14 protein-coding genes are annotated in these 19,042 nt (G+C 65.9%); 10 read left to right on the top strand and 4 right to left on the bottom strand.

Annotated elements, in window-relative coordinates:
- Window positions 1-355: 355 nt before the first annotated feature.
- On the bottom strand, window positions 356-1,717 hold the full coding sequence (gene gorA, locus HR9077_RS14475) for a glutathione-disulfide reductase (protein WP_136067699.1): 1,362 nt from the start codon (window positions 1,715-1,717) through the stop codon (window positions 356-358).
- 153 nt (window positions 1,718-1,870) lie between these two features.
- Here gorA and can point away from each other — a divergent pair, with 153 nt between their 5' ends.
- From can to HR9077_RS14430, 9 genes are all read left to right on the top strand, one after another.
- On the top strand, window positions 1,871-2,515 hold the full coding sequence (can, locus tag HR9077_RS14470) for a carbonate dehydratase (RefSeq protein WP_244613265.1): 645 nt from the start codon (window positions 1,871-1,873) through the stop codon (window positions 2,513-2,515).
- Window positions 2,516-2,705: 190 nt separating this feature from the next.
- Window positions 2,706-4,283 carry an ABC transporter substrate-binding protein gene (locus tag HR9077_RS14465; RefSeq protein WP_136067697.1) on the top strand — a complete coding sequence of 526 codons (1,578 nt, stop codon included), beginning with the start codon at window positions 2,706-2,708 and terminating at the stop codon, window positions 4,281-4,283.
- A 133-nt stretch (window positions 4,284-4,416) separates the two neighbouring features.
- Window positions 4,417-5,463, top strand: coding sequence for an ABC transporter permease (locus tag HR9077_RS14460; RefSeq protein WP_136067696.1), 1,047 nt, complete (start codon window positions 4,417-4,419; stop codon window positions 5,461-5,463).
- On the top strand, window positions 5,460-6,407 hold the full coding sequence (locus HR9077_RS14455; RefSeq protein WP_136067695.1) for an ABC transporter permease: 948 nt from the start codon (window positions 5,460-5,462) through the stop codon (window positions 6,405-6,407). The genes HR9077_RS14460 and HR9077_RS14455 overlap by 4 nt, the downstream gene beginning before the upstream one ends.
- Window positions 6,408-6,411: 4 nt before the next feature.
- A complete protein-coding gene (locus tag HR9077_RS14450; RefSeq protein ID WP_136067694.1) occupies window positions 6,412-7,440 on the top strand; it encodes an ABC transporter ATP-binding protein in 1,029 nt (342 codons plus the stop codon).
- The gene (locus tag HR9077_RS14445) at window positions 7,437-8,495 is read left to right on the top strand and encodes an ABC transporter ATP-binding protein (RefSeq protein WP_244613263.1); all 1,059 of its coding nucleotides are present in this window, start codon (window positions 7,437-7,439) and stop codon (window positions 8,493-8,495) included. Before HR9077_RS14450 ends, HR9077_RS14445 begins: the two co-directional genes overlap by 4 nt.
- A gap of 137 nt (window positions 8,496-8,632) precedes the next feature.
- Window positions 8,633-9,544: a LysR family transcriptional regulator gene (locus HR9077_RS14440; RefSeq protein ID WP_136067693.1), complete on the top strand. Its 912-nt coding sequence runs from the start codon at window positions 8,633-8,635 to the stop codon at window positions 9,542-9,544.
- Window positions 9,541-10,848: a Xaa-Pro dipeptidase gene (gene pepQ / locus HR9077_RS14435; protein WP_136067692.1), complete on the top strand. Its 1,308-nt coding sequence runs from the start codon at window positions 9,541-9,543 to the stop codon at window positions 10,846-10,848. Before HR9077_RS14440 ends, pepQ begins: the two co-directional genes overlap by 4 nt.
- A gap of 65 nt (window positions 10,849-10,913) precedes the next feature.
- Window positions 10,914-11,960 (top strand): hydrolase, encoded by a 1,047-nt coding sequence (locus tag HR9077_RS14430; RefSeq protein WP_348532933.1) that lies wholly within the window; start codon window positions 10,914-10,916, stop codon window positions 11,958-11,960.
- Window positions 11,961-11,981: 21 nt separating this feature from the next.
- Here the strand turns inward: HR9077_RS14430 and msrA are convergent, their stop codons facing one another.
- Window positions 11,982-12,617 carry a peptide-methionine (S)-S-oxide reductase MsrA gene (gene msrA / locus HR9077_RS14425; RefSeq protein ID WP_136067691.1) on the bottom strand — a complete coding sequence of 212 codons (636 nt, stop codon included), beginning with the start codon at window positions 12,615-12,617 and terminating at the stop codon, window positions 11,982-11,984.
- Between the two features lie 21 nt (window positions 12,618-12,638).
- Here msrA and HR9077_RS14420 point away from each other — a divergent pair, with 21 nt between their 5' ends.
- Window positions 12,639-13,106 (top strand): YchJ family protein, encoded by a 468-nt coding sequence (locus HR9077_RS14420; protein WP_136067690.1) that lies wholly within the window; start codon window positions 12,639-12,641, stop codon window positions 13,104-13,106.
- Here the strand turns inward: HR9077_RS14420 and tamB are convergent.
- Together tamB and tamA are read right to left on the bottom strand one after the other, a co-directional pair.
- On the bottom strand, window positions 13,075-17,112 hold the full coding sequence (gene tamB / locus HR9077_RS14415) for an autotransporter assembly complex protein TamB (protein ID WP_244613259.1): 4,038 nt from the start codon (window positions 17,110-17,112) through the stop codon (window positions 13,075-13,077). The genes HR9077_RS14420 and tamB overlap by 32 nt on opposite strands.
- On the bottom strand, window positions 17,109-19,001 hold the full coding sequence (gene tamA / locus HR9077_RS14410) for an autotransporter assembly complex protein TamA (RefSeq protein WP_136067689.1): 1,893 nt from the start codon (window positions 18,999-19,001) through the stop codon (window positions 17,109-17,111). Before tamA ends, tamB begins: the two co-directional genes overlap by 4 nt.
- Window positions 19,002-19,042: the final 41 nt, after the last annotated feature.

Here is a 19,042-nt window from a genome sequence, read left to right as displayed (position 1 = left end):
CAACCAAGTCTAGCCCAACCACGGACTTGTCGATGACCTGAATGACAGATTCGCGGCGATCGGACGATTCCGTCAGGACCCGAACGGAGCGCCCGGCTCTTGTCGAGGATTGAAGCCGGGACCGTGGCGGTCACTGCTGGGCTCGCCAACCCTAGTCCAACCACGGGCTTGTCGATGACCTGAATGACAGATTCGCGGCGATCGGACGATGCCGTCAGGACCCGAACGGAGCGCCCGGCTTTTATCGAGGATTGAAGCCGGGGCCCAAACGAAACAGGCCACCCTTGGGTGGCCTGTTCTGGCGTGTGGCGGCCACTGCTGCGGCTCGCCAACCGCTTGCCCGCCGGCTATCGGGTCAGCGCCGGCTGGGCGTGCGCATGGTGACGAACTCCTCGGCGCCGGTCGGGTGGATACCGACGGTGGCGTCGAAGTCGGTCTTGCTCAGTCCCGCGCGTACGGCGATGGCGATGCCCTGGATGATCTCGCCCGCTTCCTCGCCGACCATGTGCGCGCCCACGACACGGTCGCTGGCGTCGTCGACGATCAGCTTCATCAGGCAGCGCTCGTCGCTTCCCGACAGCGTGTGCTTCATGGGCCGGAAGTCGGCGGTATAGATGCGCACGTCGTCGTACTCGGCACGCGCCTGCTCTTCGCTCAGCCCCACGGTACCGATATTGGGGTGACAGAACACCGCCGTGGCGATGTTCCGGTAATCCAGCGGACCCGGCGGATTCGAGGTGAAATGGTGCTGCACCATATGCATGGCCTCGGTCAGCGCCACTGGCGTCAGCTCGGGGCCGCCGGTGACGTCGCCGAGCGCGAGTATCGAGGGGATCGACGTTTCGTAGCGCTCGTTGACCTTGAGCGTGCCGTCGGGGTTGAGGGCGACATCGAGCTGGTCCAGGCCCAGCCCGGCCAGGTGCGGGCGACGGCCTGTCGCCGCGAGCACGGCGTCGACTTCGAGGGTCTCGCCGTTGGTCAGGGTCACTTGAAGAGCGTCGCCCTGCTTTTCGATGGCTTCGATGGTGGTTTCGAAGTGCAGGTTGACGCCCTTCTTGGCCATCTCGTCGCGGGTGAACTCGCGAACTTCGTGGTCGAAGCCGCGCAGGAACAGCGCACCGCGGTAGACCAGATGCGATTCACTGCCCAGGCCGTTGAAGATGCTGGCGAACTCGACGGCGATGTAACCGCCGCCCAGGACCAGAAAACGCTTGGGGAACGTGTCGAGATCGAATACCCGGTTGGAATCGAGCACATGCTCGTTGCCGGGAAAGTCGGGAATCCACGGCCAGCCGCCGACCGCGACGAGGATCTTTTCGGCACTGACCGTCTCGCCGTTGACCTCGACGCGATGGCCGTCGACGACCTTGGCGCGGGTGTTGATCAGCGTCACCCCGGCGTTGTCGAGCAGGCGGTTGTAGATGCCGTTGAGACGCTTGATCTCGTCGATCTTGTTGTCGCGCAGAGTGGCCCAGTCGAAGCGCGGTGCCTCGGGCAATTGCCAACCGAAACCGGCGCTATCCGCGAAGGCTTCGTGGAAATGCGCGGCATAGGAATAGAGCTTCTTGGGTACGCAACCTACGTTGACGCAGGTGCCCCCGAGATAGCGGTCCTCGGCGATGGCAACTCGGGCACCGGTCGCGGCGGCGGTGCGTGCGGCACGCACGCCCCCCGAGCCGGCACCGATGACGAACAAATCGTAATCGTACTCAGCCACTTGCTTTCTCTCCTGTTTACCAATTGACGGCGATGATAACAGCCGTGTCGGCCTGCCGGGAGGCCCTTGCCATTGACCCTCTCTATACCGCTGATAAAGAATGCTAGCCGCCGAGCGGTCTGACCATCAGGAGCCCCTTATATGAAAACCGAAATGCAACGTCTACTGGAGCGCAACCGCGAGTGGGCCGAAAAAGTGAGTCGCCAGGATCCGGATTTCTTTGCTCGCCTGTCGCAACAGCAGAATCCGGACTATCTATGGATCGGCTGCTCGGATAGCCGGGTCCCCGCCAACCAGATCATCGACCTTCCCCCCGGCGAGGTCTTCGTCCACCGCAACGTGGCCAACCTTCTCCAGCACAACGACATGAACGCCCTGTCGGTGGTCCAGTTCGCCGTCGACGTGCTCAAGGTCAAGCACATCATGGTGGTCGGCCATTACGGGTGCGGCGGCGTCAGGGCGGCGATCACCGGTGGCGAGTTCGGTGTGGTCGACTACTGGCTGCACTCGATACGCGAGCTCTATAGCCGCCATCGCGACAGCCTCGAGGAGCTGCCGCTCGACCAGCAGGTCGATCGCATGTGCGAGCACAACGTGCGTGCCCAGGTGGCCAACCTGTGCCAGACCAAGATCATCCAGCGCGCCTGGTTGCGTGGCCAGCCGCTGGCCGTCCATGGCTGGGTCTACGGTCTCAGCGACGGCCGCGTCACCGATCTCGAATGCACGACAGAGGGACTCGATCAGGTTTCACAGCTCTATCGCGTCGACCGCATCGAGCCGGCGTCCCCGGCCGACTGAACGGGCCGCATCCGGGCCGATTGCAAGGTGTCGCCGAGCGGGGCATCAGGCCAGGCTCGCCCCAGGCGCCATACGCCGCGCGTATGGCGCCTGTCAGTTTTTCGATTGTCCCGCCCTGCCCCGCTCTCTATGGTGATACCGGGACCTCAGGGTCATACAACGAACAATCAACCATTTCGGGTTTTTGACCATGACATTCAAGAAAACACTGCTTGCCAGCTTGGTGGGTGCCTCGCTGAGCCTGCCCATGGCGGCCATCGCTCAGGACGATCAGGACATCACGTTGCGCGTCGCCTATGACGCCGACCCCGTCTCGCTGGACATCCACGAGCAGCTGTCCGGCGGGATGCTGCAACTCTCCCATCTGGTCTTCGACCCGCTGGTACGCTGGACCCAGGATTTCGAATTCGAGCCGCGCCTGGCCACCGAGTGGGAGCAGCTCGACGACACCACGCTGCAGATGAAGCTCCGCGAGGGCGTCAAGTTCCACAGCGGCAACGCCTTCACCGCCAAGGATGTCGCCTGGACCGTCGAGCGCCTCCAGCGCAGCGCCGACTTCAAGGCGATCTTCGAGCCGATCGCCAGCGTCGAGGTGGTCGACGAGCATACCGTCAAGTTCCACACCGAGAAGCCCTATCCGCTGCTGCTCAACCTGGCCACCTATATCTTCCCGATGGATAGCCAGTTCTATTCCGGCGAAACCGACGCTGGCAAGGACAAGAGCGATATCGTCAAGAACGGCAACTCCTACGCTTCGCGTCACGTATCGGGTACCGGCCCCTATCAGGTCACCGAAAGGCAGCAGGGCGTCAAGATCGAGTTCGAGCGCTTCGAGGATTACTGGGACGAGCAGTCGCCGGGCAACGTCGACCACATCGTGATGACCCCGATCAGCGAGAACGCCACCCGCGTGGCCGCCCTGCTCTCCGGCGACGTCGACTTCATCGCCCCGGTGCCGCCCAACGATCTGGAGCGGGTCCGCGCCGCCGACGACGTCAAGCTGGTGACCATGTCGGGCACCCGCATCATCATGATGCAGATGAACCAGAAGCGCGTCGAGGCCTTCAAGGACCCCAAGGTCCGCCAGGCCTTCGCCTATGCGGTCAACCAGGAGGCAATCGCCGACCGCCTGATGAAGGGCTTCGCCACGCCGGCCGCGCAGCTCTCGCCGGAAGGCTACGACGGTCACAACCCGGATCTGAAGCCGCGCTACGACCTGGAGAAGGCCAAGCAGCTGATGCAGGAAGCCGGCTACGAGGATGGCTTCAGCATCACCATGATGGCGCCCAACAACCGCTACGTGAACGACGCCCAGATCGCCCAGGCCGTGTCGGCGATGCTGGCGCGGATCAACGTCACGGTGGATCTCAAGACGCTGCCCAAGGCGCAGTACTGGTCCGAGTTCGACGATCGTGCCGCCGATATGATGCTGATCGGCTGGCACGCCGACACCGAGGATTCGGCGAACTTCTTCCAGTACCTCACCGAGTGCCCCAACGCCGACACCGGCGCCGGCCAGTACAACTCGGGCAACTACTGCAACCCCGAGCTCGACGAGAAAGTCGCCGCGGCCAACCTCGAGACCGATCGCGAGCAGCGCGCCAAGATGCTTCAGGCGGTGGAGAAAGGTCTCTACGACGATGCCGCCTTCATCCCGTTGCACTGGCAGGACCTGGCCTGGGCCGCCGACGACAACGTTCAGATCGAGCCGGTACTCAACGTCATGAACTTCCCCTACCTGGGGGACGTGGTCGTCAACCCGGAATAAGCCGCACCCACCCGCCGCTCGACGGTGCAAGCCGGCGAGCGGTCAGTCGCTTCGAATTTCAAGCCGAGCAAGTGCGTCCTGACGGTCGACGACCGCCCGGGCGCCCTTCGTTTGCCAACAGGGCCCGCAATCCATGATTGCCTTTCTGATCAAGCGCCTGTTTCACGCCTTCCTGGTGATGTTCATCATCAGCGTGATCAGCTTCGCCATCCAGGACAACCTCGGCGACCCCATCCAGCAGATGGTCGGTCAGTCGGTGCCCGAGAGCGAACGCGCCGAACTGCGCGAGGAGCTGGGCCTCAATGACCCGTTCATGGTGCAGTATCTGCGCTTCGCCAAGAATGCCGCACAGTTCGACTTCGGCTATTCCTACTTCTACGGCGAGCCAACCATCGACGTGGTCCTGCGTCACCTGCCGGCGACCCTGGAACTGGTGTTCGCAACGACCCTGCTGATTATCCTGCTGTCGGTGCCGATAGGCGTCTACAGCGCCATCAAGCCCCGCGCGGCACTCTCCCGGCTGTTCATGGGCCTCTCGATCGTCGGCATCTCGATACCGGTATTCCTCACTGCCATCGTGCTGATCCAGATATTCGCCATCGGCGTGCAGTTCACGTTGTTTCCCGCCGACACAGGCTGGGGCGGCTGGCTCAACGGCGTACTGTCGACCGATGGCGGCATGCCCGCCTACGGGCGCGGCGACGTGGTTCACGTGATCGGCACCTGGAGCACCAACTTCGCCTCGCTGGAGGGGCTGTCCTACCTGGTGCTGCCGGCGATATCGCTGGCCTCGATCATGCTGCCGCTGTTCATTCGCCTGATCCGCGCCGAAATGCTCGAGGTGCTGCAGTCCGAGTACGTCAAGTTCGCCAAGGCCAAGGGCATCAGCATGCGCCGCATCTACTTCCTGCACGCGCTGAAGAACACCATGCTGCCGGTGATCACCGTGGGCGGCGTGCAGATCGGCACGCTGGTCGCCTACACCATCCTCACCGAGACGGTCTTCCAGTGGCCGGGCGTGGGGCTGATGTTCCTGGATGCCATCGAACGTTCCGACATCCCGCTGATCGTCACCTACCTGATGATCGTCGGCCTGATTTTCGTGATCACCAATACCCTGGTCGATCTGATCTACGGCCTGGTCAATCCCACCGTGAAACTCACAGGGAAGCCCGCATGACTACCGCCTCGACCTCTTCCCCGGCCCCCTCTCGCTGGGCGCGCTTTCGAAGCTCCTATCTGCTCTACAGCTTCAAGCGCGACTGGATCGCCCAGGTCTGCTTCATCATCTTCGTGCTATTGGTGGCAGCGGCGATCCTGGCGCCCTGGCTGTCGCCGATGAACCCCTACGATTTGGCGCAGATCGACATCCTCGCCTCGGAGCTGCCACCGTTCTGGATCGACGGCAGCGATCCGCAATACCTGCTGGGCACCGATGCCCAGGGCCGCGATCTGCTGTCGACGATCCTCTACGGTGCCCGCGTATCGCTGATCATCGGCTTCGGCGCGGTGATCATGCAGGCCCTGCTCGGTGTGACCTTCGGTCTGCTCGCCGGCTACCTGGGCGGGCGCGTCGATGCCTTCCTGATGCGCATGGCCGACATTCAGTTGTCGTTCTCCACGCTGATGGTGGCGATCATCGTCGGCGCGGTGATCAAGGCCAGCTTCGGTGGCGCCGTCTACAGTGAATACGCGGTGTTCATTCTGGTGCTGATCATCGGCCTCGCCGAGTGGCCGCAGTACGCGCGCACGGTGCGCGCCTCGGTGCTCGCCGAGCGCAGCAAGGAGTACGTCGATGCCGCGCGGGTGATGGGCTTTCGCGCCAAGCGCATCATGTTCCGGCACATCCTGCCCAACACCCTGTCGCCGATCTTCGTCATCTCCACCGTGCAGATCGCCAACGCCATCATTTCGGAAGCGGCGCTGTCGTTCCTCGGCCTGGGCATGCCCGAAACCCAGCCGTCACTGGGCTCGCTGATCAAGTCCGGCTTCGACTACCTGCAGTCGGGTTCCTGGTGGATCACGCTGATTCCGGGGGCCGTGCTGGTGGTGCTGGTGCTGGTGATCAACCTGCTCGGCGACTGGCTGCGCGACGTCATGAACCCGCGACTCTACAAGGGCTGATCGCATGGCTTTACTCGAAGTTTCCAATCTCGATGTGCGCTTTGCCCTGCGCCAGGGCGAAGTCAAGGCGCTGCGCGGTGTCAGCTTCACGCTGGATCGCGGCGAGCGCCTGGGGATCGTGGGCGAGTCCGGTGCCGGCAAGTCGGTGGCCGCGTTCACCATTCTCAACCTGATCGCCAAGCCGGGCTATATCGCCGGCGGCAGCATCCGTTTCGACGGCCGCGAGCTGACCACCATGAAGCCGCGGCAGCTGCAGCAGGTGCGCGGCAATCAGGTCTCGATGATCTTCCAGGACCCGATGATGACGCTCAATCCGGTGTTGACCATCGGCGAGCAGATGGTCGAGTGCCTCAAGGCGCACCGCCGCATCCGCAGCCGCGATGCCCGGGAGATCGCGCTCAACAAGTTGCGCCAGGTCTACATCCCCTCCCCCGAGCGGCGCCTGGACCAGTATCCCCACGAGCTCTCCGGCGGCATGCGACAGCGCATCATCATCGCCATCGCCCTGCTGCTCGATCCCGACGTGATCGTCGCCGACGAGCCCACCACCGCGCTCGACGTGACCATCCAGGCGGAAATCATGGAGCTGCTGCTGGAGCTGTGCGAGAAACACAACGTGGCGCTGATCCTGATCACCCACGACCTGGGCGTGGTCAGCCAGGTCACCCAGCGCACACTGGTGATGTATGCCGGTCGGGTGATCGAGCAGGGGCCGACCCGCGAGATCATCAACGACGCGCAGCATCCCTACACCCAGGGGCTGATCAACGCCCTGCCGCAGATGGCCACCCCCGGGCAGCGTCTCAACCAGATTCCCGGTTCGATGCCCAGCCTGGCCAACACCCCGCCCGGCTGCGCCTTTCACCCGCGTTGCAGCTTTTCGGTCGACGCCAACGGCGAACGCCGGCGCGACTGTCGCGAGGTGATCCCGACGTTCGTGCGGTCGGGCAATTGCGATGTCGCCTGTCACATGGTGCGCGAGCTGGTCGAGTCACGTCCGGCCGGCGACGCCGAACAACGGGAGGCCCCATGAGCGAGGTCATGAAACCCTCACAGCGTCAGGACGACGATTCGGCGCAGGCCGGCGAGACGCTGCTGCAGATCCGCGGGCTGGAAAAGCACTTTCCGCTTTCCGGCGATTTCCTCGAACAGTTGCGTTTCGAGGGCGGCAAGCTGAAGCGTCGCCAGGAGTTCGTGCATGCCATTAATGGCGTCGACATCGACGTCAAGCGCGGCGAATCATTGTGCGTGGTCGGCGAGTCCGGCTGCGGCAAGTCCACGGTGGCGCGCATGGTGATGGGGCTGCTGAGCCCCAGCGCCGGCGAGATCCGCTACGACGGCCAGCGCATCGATCATCTCAGCCCGGGTCAGTTACTGCCCTACCGCCGGCGCATGCAGATGATCTTCCAGAATCCCTATGCGTCGCTGAATCCGCGCATGAGCATCCAGCAGACGCTCGAGGAACCGCTGCGCTTCCATCATCCGGACTGGAATCGTGAACGGATCCTCGAGAAGATCGCCGAGGTGATGGCTTCGGTGGGCATCGATCCCGAATGGGGCAAGCGCTTCGGTCACGAATTCTCCGGCGGCCAGCGTCAGCGTATCGCCATCGCCCGGGCACTGGTGGTCGAACCCGAGTTCATCGTCGCCGACGAACCGATATCGGCGCTCGACGTATCGATCCAGGCGCAGGTGCTCAATCTGCTGATGGACGCCCAGGAGGCCCATCACCTTACCTACCTGTTCATCACCCACGACCTGGCGGTGGTCGAGCACTTCGGGACCCGCGTGGTGGTGATGTATCTGGGACGGGTCTGTGAGATCGCCGAAACCCGTAGCCTGTTCGACCGCCCGCGCCATCCCTACACCCAGGCGCTGCTCTCGGCGATCCCGCGTCTCGAGGACGATGGCCCCGACCATATAAAGCTCTCCGGCGAAGTACCCACTCCGGTCAACCTGCCCTCGGGCTGCGTCTTCCATGGTCGCTGCCCGCATGCCAATGAACGTTGCCGGCGCGAGATTCCCCGGCTGATCGAAGCCCAGGGCAGTCAGGTGGCGTGTCACGGTGTCGAAGAGGGGCGAATTTAAGCAGGGCTCTAGGGGTTGTACGAAAAGTCGGCAATCGGCGCCTGCTCCGGCTCGCCCTGGGCAGGCGCCGTTAGCGCAGGCCCCGCCTTGCTCACCCTGTCGACTCATCACGCGTGTCAGCAAAACGAGGTAAACCGATGGAGATTCGCTGGTTGGAAGACTTCATCACCTTGGCCAGGACGCGCCATTTCTCGCGGGCTGCCGAGGCCCAGAACGTCACTCAGCCGACCTTTTCGCGGCGCATCAAGCTGCTCGAGGAAGAGATGGGCACTACCCTCGTCGATCGCCAGAGCCTGCCGCTCACGCTGACCCCGGCCGGCGAGGAATTCCTGCGCCTGTGCGAACAGATCACCGAGCGCGTGCGGCTGACCCGCGAGCGTATCGGCCAGATCGCCGAGGATCAGGCCCGGCGCATTGTCCTCGCCGCCCCCCAGAGTGCGTTGTCCTATATCCTGCCGGACTGGCTTAACCAGCACGGACTGCAGCAACGGGTCGAACCCTACCTGCGCGCCACCAGCTGGCTGCTGGGTGATTATTTCCGGGCCCTGGATCGCGACGAATGCGACCTCGCGCTGTGCTACTGGCCGCGACAGCCGGTATCGCTGGATGTCGACACCAGCGGTTTCGAATATCTATCCATCGACACGGAGCTGCTGATTCCGGTCTGCGCGCCCGACGACTGCGGGCAACCGCGCTTTGCCCTGCCCGGCCAGCGCCGCCAGCCGTTGCCGTGCATCGCCTATCATCCCCGCGGGTTGATCCAGAAGGTGATCGAGGCGCACCTGATGCGTCTCACCCAGCAATGCTATCTGAGCACGCTCAACGAGAACGTGCAGACCGCCAACATCAAGGAACTGGTGATCCAAGGCTACGGGCTCGGCTGGCTGCCCCAGCGGGTCGCCCGGCGTGCGCTGGATTCAGGCGAACTGGTACCCGCCGGGCCCGCACGCTGGAACGTTCCGCTCGAGGTGCGCCTCTATCGGCGCCGAGCGCACCGCCATCCCGGCCTCGACGAGCTATGGCAACAACTACAGGAGACACCCTCATGAGCGCAACGCGTCTCGACGACCAGCACGATGCCCATCTGGAGGGCCTGGAAAACGCCTACGCCCGGCTGCTCGAGGCCCATGGCTACGATGGCGTGCTGCTTTACAGTGGCGCGCCGCGGCCCTTCTTCGGCGACGACCAGCAGGCCAGCTTCGCGACCTTCGCGCACTTCCTGCACTGGGTACCGCTGGCCGGCATCGAGCACAGCTGGCTGCTGATCCGTCCCGGCCAGCGCCCCCTGCTGCGCATCCATGCCCCGGCCGATTTCTGGCACCTCGCGCCGTCGCTACCGGAAGCGGCCTGGACCCGGCGCTTCACCATCGAGACCGGCGACGACGCCGTGCCACCGGCTCCGCCCAGGGGCCGCCTGGCGATCGTCGGCGAGGTCGATGCCGCCACGGCCGAACGGCTCGGGGCGGTGCTCAACCCGCCGGCGCTCTGCCGGGCGCTCGACGAACTGCGCATGCGCAAGAGCGACTACGAGATCGCCTGCCTGCGCGAAGCCAATCAACTGGCGCTGGCCGGCCACGCGGCGGCCCGCCGGGCCTTCCTCGACGGCGACGCGGAGCTCGACATCCAGCTCGCCTACCTCAAGGCCAGCCGTCAGCGCGAGTCGCAGGTGCCCTATCAGAACATCGTCGGGCTCAATGAACATGCCGGGGTGCTGCACTACCAGCATTACGACATCGAGGCCGCACCGCATCGTTACAGCTTGCTTCTCGATGCCGGACGACGCGTCGCCGGCTACGCCTCGGACATCACCCGGACCTGGGCAGGCGATGATGCCGATCCGCAGTTCACGGCCCTGATCGAGGGCGTCGAGCGGCTGCAGCAGCGCTTGATCGCCGAGCTGAGACCGGGGCTGGATTACGTCGCCCTGCACGAGCGGATGCACCTCGAGCTGGGTCGCTTGCTGAGCGAGCAGGCGCTGATCGAGTGTTCGTCCGAAGCGGCGGTCGAACGTGGCATTACCCGGGCATTCTGTCCGCACGGCCTGGGTCATTCGCTGGGTCTGCAGGTACACGATGTCGCCGGGCGGTGCGATTCACGCGGTGAGCCGCTGCCAGCCCCCGAACGCGATCCGGCCCTGCGTCTGACACGCACCCTGGAAGCCGGCATGGTGGTCACCATGGAGCCGGGGTTTTATATCATCCCGATGCTGCTCGAGCCGCTACAGGCCGAGCCGGCGGGACGCGACATCGATTGGGCCGGTGTCGCGCGGCTGGCGCCCCATGGCGGTATCCGCATCGAGGACAACATCGTCATCGGCGAGGCCGGGCCGATCAACTTGACTCGTGACAAGTAAGCCCCGGGCCGCTGCCATCGGCACCTTGTAAGCGGCGATGGGCGGGATATGCTGGAGGAGCGATCATGGCAAGCGATCATGGGGGCCGCATGGCACGCACCGTCGTTCCAGCCACATTCACCGCCGCGCGCGGCCTGGGCAACCGCCATATCCAGACCCTGCTGCCGCGTCTGCTGCCGCTCCCGGCACTGGAACGCGACATCGAGATCCTCAACCTGCCCGACGGCGACTTCGTCGAGCTGGCCTGGGTTCGTCCGGCGCCGCTCGCCGACGATGCGCCGTTGTTCATTCTCTTCCACGGCCTCGAGGGGTCGTTCGATTCGCCCTACGCCCGCGAGCTGCTGAACATGGCCAGCCGCCTCGGCTGGCGAGCGCTGCTCATGCACTACCGCGGGTGCGGGCAGGCTCCCAACCGGCTGCCACGGGCCTATCATTCCGGCGACACAGCCGACGCCTACTGGCTGATCGGCCAACTGGCGCAGCGCTATCCGCGCGCCATCAAGGTCGCCGCCGGCGTCTCGCTGGGCGGCAACATGCTGGCCAAGCTGGTCGCCGAACAGGGCGGCGACGGTCTCGATCTGGCCGGCGCCATCGTCGTCAGTGCGCCGCTCGACCTGGCCGCCAGCGCCGATGCGCTGAATCGCGGCTTTGCCCGCGTCTACCAGCGGCATCTGCTCAAGGCGCTGCGCAGCAAGATCGCCGCCAAGATGGCCAGCGGTCCGTTGCCGATCGACCTCGCCGCCCATCAGCTCGAGCGCCTCGACAGCTTCTGGGCCTACGACAACCAAGTGACTGCCCCGCTGCATGGATTCGCCTCGGCCAGCGATTACTATCGCCGTGCCTCGGCAGGCCGGTTGCTCGGCGACATCGAACTGCCGACGCTGATCCTGCATGCCGACGACGACCCCTTCATGCCGGGCGATCTCTTCTCGCGGCTGCCGATGGCCAGCGATGCCGTGCGCATCGAGGTGGCTCGCCAGGGCGGCCATGTCGGCTTCATCGAAACCCGCAATGGCCGACTGAATCCCTGGCTGGCCGATCGCGTGGGTCGCCAGCTCGCGGATTGGACGAGTATCCCGACACCCATCAGGGCCGCGGCCAGCCGTTCATGACGCGCCTCTGTGCACGTTGCGTCAGCCGATCGGGCAACTCACGCCGGTGCCCTTGAGGCCGCAATACCCTCCCGGATTCTTCACCAGGTACTGCTGGTGGTACTCCTCGGCGTAGTAGAAAGCCTTGAGCGGCGCGATCTCGGTGGTGATCGGCCCCATGTTCTCGCTGCCCAGGGCCTGCTGGTAACGCGCCCGGCTCTGTTCGGCAAGCGCCTGCTGATCGGGATCGGTGGTATAGATCGCCGAACGGTACTGGCTGCCGATGTCGTTGCCCTGGCGTAGCCCCTGGGTCGGGTCGTGGGCCTCCCAGAATACCTGCAGCAGTTCGGGCAGGCCGATGACCGTCGGGTCGAAGACCACCCTGACGACCTCGGCATGTCCGGTCATGCCGGAGCAGGTCTCTTCGTAACTGGGGTTGGGCGTGTAGCCGCCGGCATAACCCACCGCCGTGACATGCACGCCGGGCAACTCCCAGAACAGCTGCTCGGCGCCCCAGAAGCAGCCCAGGCCGAGCACGATCTCCTCGTAGCCCGCCGGGAAAGGCGGTAGCATCGAGCGCTGCGTGACGGCGTGAATGCCACTGATCGCCATCGCCCGGTCGCGCCCCGGCAGGGCCTGTTCCGGCGTGGGCATGCGCTGTTTGTCTCTACTCCACATGATGTCTAGCTCTCTTGAACGATGGAAATTGCCCCGACCGCTGCCTGTCCGTGTGGCAGCCGCTTCTCCTATGCGACCTGCTGCGCGCCGATTCACGTCGCCCCGGGCCGGGCGCCGACGCCCGAGGCATTGATGCGCGCCCGCTTCAGCGCCTTCGTCCTCGCCGACAACGACTTCCTGATTGCCAGCTGGGCCCCGGAAACCCGGCCATCGCGCGCCGAACTCGGCGAACCCGGGCCACACTGGCGGCGGCTGATTGTCGAAGCCAGCGAGCATGGCGCCGATCAAGGCTGGGTGCGCTTTCGGGCGATTGCCCGGCAGCCGGATGGCTGGCTCGCCCTCGACGAAACCAGCCGCTTTCGACACGCCGACGGCCAGTGGTACTACCTGGATGGCGATGCCGAGTGGCAGCGGCTGCGCGTGGGCCGCAACGCCCCCTGCCCATGCGGCAGCGGGTTCAAGGCGAAGCGCTGCTGCGGCCGAGACTGAAACTGTAGATCAGGTCCACCGCCTGGGCCGCCCCGGTCACCGCCTCCAGGTAGAGGTTCTGCATCAGCTTGTAGCGCAGTGTCAATTCGGCGATCGGCGAGAAGACCCCGACGCCGTAGCTGACCTCGAGATCCTCGAACAGCTGGCCGCTGACCACCACCTGGCTATCCTCACCGCTGCCGGCGGTATCCAGGGTCAGATCCTGTACCCCGAAGGCCTGCCCCAGGCGGCCGACGGCGTTGCCGGTACGCGATAGCGACAGCCCGATCAGTGCCGACGTCAGCGCGCCGTCGCTGCCGGCGTCATCCGGCGCGCGACCGCGCAACAGGTAGGACAGCGCCCGGCTCTCGGCCATCGCCGGCTCGGAAAACACTTCCAGGTTGGGCTGCTCCGCCGGCCCGGTGACACGCAGCCCGGCGATAACGTCATCCTCGGTGGCCTCCGGATTGCGAATCGCCTCGAACTGCAGGCGTGGCTGCGAGGCCGGGCCGCTGAACAGCACCTGCCCCTTGCGAATCACCAGATCCTGGCCGAACGCACTGTATTCGCCATTGATCAGGTTGACATCGCCGAACAGCTGTACCGGGCCGCTACCCTGGCGCACCTGCAGGTCGCCGGTCAGCTCGGCCTCGAGGCCATAGGCGGCGATGCGCACGTCGGGACCGATGTTCAGGTCGACGCGCACGTCGAGGCGCATGCCGGCTTCCGACAGTGCCTGGGCGGTCGCTTCGTCGGCGCCCTTGCCCGCTTCATCGGCGGCCTCGGCGGCCTCGCGCCGGGCGCGCTGCTCGTCGCGTCGGGTGATGATCACTTCATCGCTGCTCGGCGACACCGCCGAGGCCGGCAACTGGCCGACCTCGAGGCGCCCCCAGGGGATGCCGACCCGGCCGCGTATCTGCAACAGCTCCGGTGAAGCGGCAATCTGCAGGTCCGGTGCCACCCGCAGGCGCCCGAACTCGGGCATCGTCAGTTCCAGCGGCTCCTCGACGCCCTCGAGCGCCAGGTCGGCCTGCCACTGGCCGGGCTCGGGCCAGCGCGCATCGCCGGAAAGCTCCAGGCGACCCCGCTCGGCGGCAACGAAGCCCTGGATGTCGGCCCGATGGCCGCTCAATGCGATCTGCAGGCGGCCATCGCGGACTTCAACGGGTACCTCGCCGCCTTGGGCGCTCAGCCCGTCTAGGACCAGCCGACCGTCAAGATCGGGGTTGGTCAGGGAGCCCGCCAGGGCGATATCGCCGTCGAGCGTGCCCGCGAGCGTATCGACCCCGGCCACCAGCGCCTGGTAGGGCGCCAGGCCCAGCCCGTCGACACGCAACCGGCCGTCCAGCGTGGCCGCGCCGGTGGGATCCTCGACGTCCGCCTGGAGGTGGATCGCCCCGGCCTCGTCGATATTCATCCGGGCCTCGAGGCTCGCCTGGGCGGGATCGGCCTCGAGGCTCAGTTCGAGCTGCGTCGTCGGCAGGGCCCAGGGTTTGCCATAGGCATCGAGACCCTCCAGATCGAGCTGGCTTTGCAGCTCGGCATCGGCCTGCCAGCGGCTGGCGCCGGCCGACCACGAGAACTCGAGCCGGCCGTCGCTCTGGCCGGCGGCGCGCCAGTCCTCGGGCAGTACAAGGCTCAGCAGATCCATGGGGATCCGCTGCAAGGCCATGACCACCCGGCCCTGGTCGGGCGAGGCCTGCAATGCCTGCGTGGCGCACAGCCGCCCGCCCTGCTGACGCACCAGGCAGAACGGCTGCATGCTGAACCGGCTGGCGGCCAGGTCGACGGCGAACGGCGTCGCTTCGGCCAGCCGCAGCTCGGCCTGTTCGCTGTCGACCTCGAGAGAGGAAAGTTGGCCCCGGTAACGACTCCGCTCGGCATTCAGGCCTCCCTCGATGCGCAGCGAGGCGCGCGACAAGGGCATGCCCTCGCCGGCCTGCAGGGTCAGATCCAGGCGATGCCGCGAGAGTCGCCCGTCGAGCCCGAGGTTCAGTTCGCTGAGGCGCTGCCCGCCCGCCGTGACTTCATCGAGTCCCAGGTCGACGTCGAGTTGCGGATCGTCGAGGCCGGTGACGTCGGCATCCAGGGACAGCGAGCCGATGCCATTGTCGGCGTAACGCAGGTCGCTGCCCCGCAGCTCGGCGGTGATCTGCGGCGCCTCGAGCGTTCCGCCCAGGTTGAAGCGACCGCTGGCCGAACCGCCGAGTGCGGGCAGCAGCGAATCCAGCGCCGGGGCGTCGAGGCGCCCGGACAGATCGAGAGTGTCGGCCATCGTGCCCTGCGCGGTCAGGCGATTGCGTCCCTGGCGCAGCGCTAGTGTGTCGACCTGCCAGCGCATGTCGCTATTGCCGCTGAGCCGGGCCTGCAACGAGAGCGGCCGCCCTTGCAGCGTGCCATCGATCGCCAGTTCCGGCACCGCCAGTCGCCAGCCTTGTTGCTGCTGGCTGAAGCGCACCCGGGCATCGCCGTTGAGCGTTCCGTCGACCGCCTGGGTGACGGCGCCCAGCGCGAAATTCTCGAGACCGATGGTGGCGTCGACCGTCAGGTCCGGCGCCCAGTGCACCTCGCCACGGCTGGTCAGCGAGCCCTCGGCGGCGGAAAGCGACAGTGGCAGCCAGGCGAAGTGCTCGAGATCGCCGTTACCCGTCAGGTCGACCGCGACGCTGTCGGGCAGCGCCTGACCCGAGACTTGGCCCCTCAGCGTCATCCGATAGCCGGTGAGATCGCCCTCGGCGCGTAGCTGGAGGTCCTCCACGCGGTAGTCGGGCGGGCTGCCGTCGGGGGGCTGCAAGACGGCGGCCTGCTCGCTTTCGTCCTCGGCGGCGTTGCCGCTGACTGCCAGCGCGGCCTCGATGTCGACGGGCTGTCCCGGGAGCGGCCAGGCCAGCCGCTCGGCGTCCAGGCTGGCATCGAAGGGCACGGTGGGATCGAGGACGTCGGCATGGGCGCTGAGCGAGGCGCTGACGGGACCGCTGGCTTCGATGTCGGCGGTCAGGTCGGCCAGCGAACCGGAAATGTCGAGGTCGAGCCGCTGCCCGGCGAGTGGCGGCTGGTGGACCAACGCTTCCAGGCTTGCCGTCAATGGGTAGTCGTCGCGCAGCTCGACCGAGGCCGAGAGTTGCGCATCGGCATCGGGTGAGATCAGATTCAGGCTGTGCAGGCGCAGAGCGTGGCCCTCGCCCTCGAGGCTGAATGCCAGCCGTTCGATGCGGCGCGGTGAAGGCCCTTCGAGGCGAAAGTCGCTGACCACGATACTGGGCGCGCGTATTGCCAGCGGCAGTTCGATCTCGGGTAGCGAGCGCTTCGGCCGGGCCTCCAGCGGCGTCGATGCCGGTTGCGAGGAGGTCGGCGTCGATTCGGTGCGCGGTGCGGTGACGGCGATGCTGGCATCGATCGCCGATGCGCTGAGCACGCCGCTGTCGCCCGACGGGCCCTCGGTCGTGTCGGCCAGGGACCGGCCCGGTGATGCCGGCAAGGCCAGGCGGGCGTTTTCCAGGCGGGTCGGCAACAGCGTCAGCTCGCTGCCGGCGATTCGCGCCCCGCTGGTGAAGCGCTGCCATTCGAAACGCGTGCCATCGGCGAGTCGTATGGCGACGTCAGTGATCGCCAGCGCGCGCAACTCGATCGGAAACGGCACGCCGATCGTCGGCAGGCCGCCCGACTCGTCGGTCGCCTGCTGCTCGGTCGTTGCCGGCCCGGACTGCTCGAGTCGGACGTCGACATCCTCGAGTTCGAGTGCATTCAGGCATAAACGGCCCTCGAGCAGGCAGTCATCGGCCCAGGCCAGATGCAGGTGCCCCACGCGCACCTGCGCCGGTCCGGCCTGCATGACGAAGCCTTCGAGGGTGAAGGTATCCAGCGGCGAGCCGCTGACGCGTTCGAACTCGAAAAAACCGCGCCGTTCACCCTGCTCGGCGAGCCAGGCGGTTCCCCAGGGTGAAAGCCCCAGGCCCGCCAACAGGCAAACCAGCCCAAGCAACCAGAGGGGTAGCCAGAGCAACAAGCGCAGACAGGGAATGATCAAAATTCGGGCCCTATGGCGAAGTGCAGCCGCCACGAGTCCTCCTCGCTATCGAAGGGGTGCGCGATATCCAGCCTTATGGGGCCGACCGGCGAGACCCAGCGAACCCCCAGGCCGGCGCCGGTCGCCAGGTCCTGCGGCCACCAGTCGTCGAAGGCGTTACCGGTATCGACGAAGGCCGCGCCCCACCAGTCGCCGGTCAGGCGACGCTGGGCCTCGATGCTGGCGACGAATTTCTGCTGGCCGCCCAGCAGTTCACCGTCTTCGTTCTCCGGAGCGAGACTCTCGTAGCCATAACCCCGGACACTGCGATCGCCGCCGGTAAAGAAACGCAGCGATGGCGGGATCTTTTCGAAATCGCTGGTGCTCATCGCGCCGATGCTGGTACGCCCGATGAAGCGATAGTTCGACCCGAGCATGCGAATCCACTGCGAGTCCAGCGTCCCCCGCACGAAGTCGGCATCCGATCCCCAGCTGGTATCCGAAACGGCCAGCGACAGCCGCTGGCTGTCACCCCAGGTGGGAAAGCGCGGGTTGCGAGTGCGGGTGCGCGACCAGCTGACGCCCGGGTAGTAGAGCAGCACATTCTCTTCCTGATCGGCCTGTCTGAAGTCCTCGTACGTGGAACGGACGAACAGGCGCTGCGTCCAGCCGTTGTCGAAGACCCATTCGCGAGCCAGCTCGACCGAGGCCTCCAGGCTCTGGGTGTCTTCGTTGTCGAGATTCTTGAGGCCGTATTGCAGTTCGTAGCTGTCGCGCAGCGGATCGGCCAGCGGCATGCGGTAGGTACCGCTGAACTGCTGCTCGGGAGCGGACAGGTACAGCTCATGGTTGAGGCTGTCGCCGTCCTCGTTGAGCCAGGGCTGGTCCCATCTGAACTGGGTGCGCGCGCCGACGTCGGTCGCGTAGCCGATGCCCACCTCGAACTGATGGCGGTCGGCGGGGATCAGGCTGACTTCGACGGGAACCAGAGGCGGGCCCGGGATGGCAACGTTGCGTGCCGCCTCGAGGGCCCCCGCGCCGAGCAACGGCGACGTTTCCCCGACGGCCGACCCCGCCGCGCCGTCGCCAGGGCGACGATCGACGGCCTGCCACCAGCTGCGCTGGGCCTGGGCCAGCGAGGCACCGCTCTCGATGATTGGCCTGACGCTGATACCCCGGAACCAGTTGGTCTGGCCAAGGCGCTGGTTGTATTCGGCGAGCTGGCCGGCCAGGTAGGGATCGCCCTCGTCGAAGGGCAACATGTTGCGCAACTTGGCAACGTCGATCTGGCTGCCGGAATAGCTGACCCGACCAAAGCGATAGCGCTCGCCACTGTCCAGGGTCAGGTAGATGCGCGCACTCTGTTGCCAGGGCCGTACTTCGATACGGTGGCGAGGAAAGGCGGCGTCGAAGTAGCCACGCTCGGCCGCCAGCGTGGAAAGCTGACTGCGCAGTCCTTCGTAGGGCGCATGAAGGAGCGGCTCGCCCTCCTCGAGGGGCATGGCGTCGATGGCGTCGCGGAAGTGGCGATCGTTGCGAGCGTCGCCGGCCAGCTGAACGTCCAGGGTCTCGACGGTCACCCGGGGGCCCGGGTCGATGGTGACCACGGTGCGCTCGACGACATCCTCGTCATCACTCGTTTCCAGGCTCACATCGATCGTGGGTTCGTAATAGCCGTAGGCCTTGAGCGCTTCACGACTGCGGCGCTGAATTTCCGATTCCAGGCGCGCCCTGCCGTAATCCGCCGCTTCGAGACCCGCCAGAAAATTGACGACGTTATCGGCAACCGGCCCTTCGAGTCCCTCGACGCGGGTCTCGATGGCCCATGCCCTGCCGCTGGTTGCGGCCAGGATGGCAGCGATCAGGGGGGCCAGCACGAGGGGGACGAGATAGCGCCGCTGCAGGTGCATGAATCAGCGCTCGTCGGGCCGCGGTGAAGCGCCGACGGACG

Source organism: Modicisalibacter radicis (assembly GCF_900961225.1).
Lineage (GTDB): Bacteria > Pseudomonadota > Gammaproteobacteria > Pseudomonadales > Halomonadaceae > Modicisalibacter.
The sequence above is the reverse complement of the archived record's forward strand: the minus strand, read 5'-3'. Positions and strand labels throughout refer to the sequence as shown.

What these genes read in the sequence shown, in the direction of transcription:
- pepQ (WP_136067692.1), top strand. Translation starts at nt 9,541, where the DNA reads ATGAGCGCAACGCGTCTCGACGACCAGCACGATGCCCATCTGGAGGGC.
- HR9077_RS14420 (WP_136067690.1), top strand. Translation starts at nt 12,639, where the DNA reads ATGGAAATTGCCCCGACCGCTGCCTGTCCGTGTGGCAGCCGCTTCTCC.
- HR9077_RS14465 (WP_136067697.1), top strand. Translation starts at nt 2,706, where the DNA reads ATGACATTCAAGAAAACACTGCTTGCCAGCTTGGTGGGTGCCTCGCTG.
- tamA (WP_136067689.1), bottom strand. Translation starts at nt 19,001, where the DNA reads ATGCACCTGCAGCGGCGCTATCTCGTCCCCCTCGTGCTGGCCCCCCTG.
- HR9077_RS14430 (WP_348532933.1), top strand. Translation starts at nt 10,914, where the DNA reads ATGGCAAGCGATCATGGGGGCCGCATGGCACGCACCGTCGTTCCAGCC.
- HR9077_RS14450 (WP_136067694.1), top strand. Translation starts at nt 6,412, where the DNA reads ATGGCTTTACTCGAAGTTTCCAATCTCGATGTGCGCTTTGCCCTGCGC.
- HR9077_RS14455 (WP_136067695.1), top strand. Translation starts at nt 5,460, where the DNA reads ATGACTACCGCCTCGACCTCTTCCCCGGCCCCCTCTCGCTGGGCGCGC.
- HR9077_RS14460 (WP_136067696.1), top strand. Translation starts at nt 4,417, where the DNA reads ATGATTGCCTTTCTGATCAAGCGCCTGTTTCACGCCTTCCTGGTGATG.
- can (WP_244613265.1), top strand. Translation starts at nt 1,871, where the DNA reads ATGCAACGTCTACTGGAGCGCAACCGCGAGTGGGCCGAAAAAGTGAGT.
- HR9077_RS14445 (WP_244613263.1), top strand. Translation starts at nt 7,437, where the DNA reads ATGAGCGAGGTCATGAAACCCTCACAGCGTCAGGACGACGATTCGGCG.
- HR9077_RS14440 (WP_136067693.1), top strand. Translation starts at nt 8,633, where the DNA reads ATGGAGATTCGCTGGTTGGAAGACTTCATCACCTTGGCCAGGACGCGC.
- msrA (WP_136067691.1), bottom strand. Translation starts at nt 12,617, where the DNA reads ATGTGGAGTAGAGACAAACAGCGCATGCCCACGCCGGAACAGGCCCTG.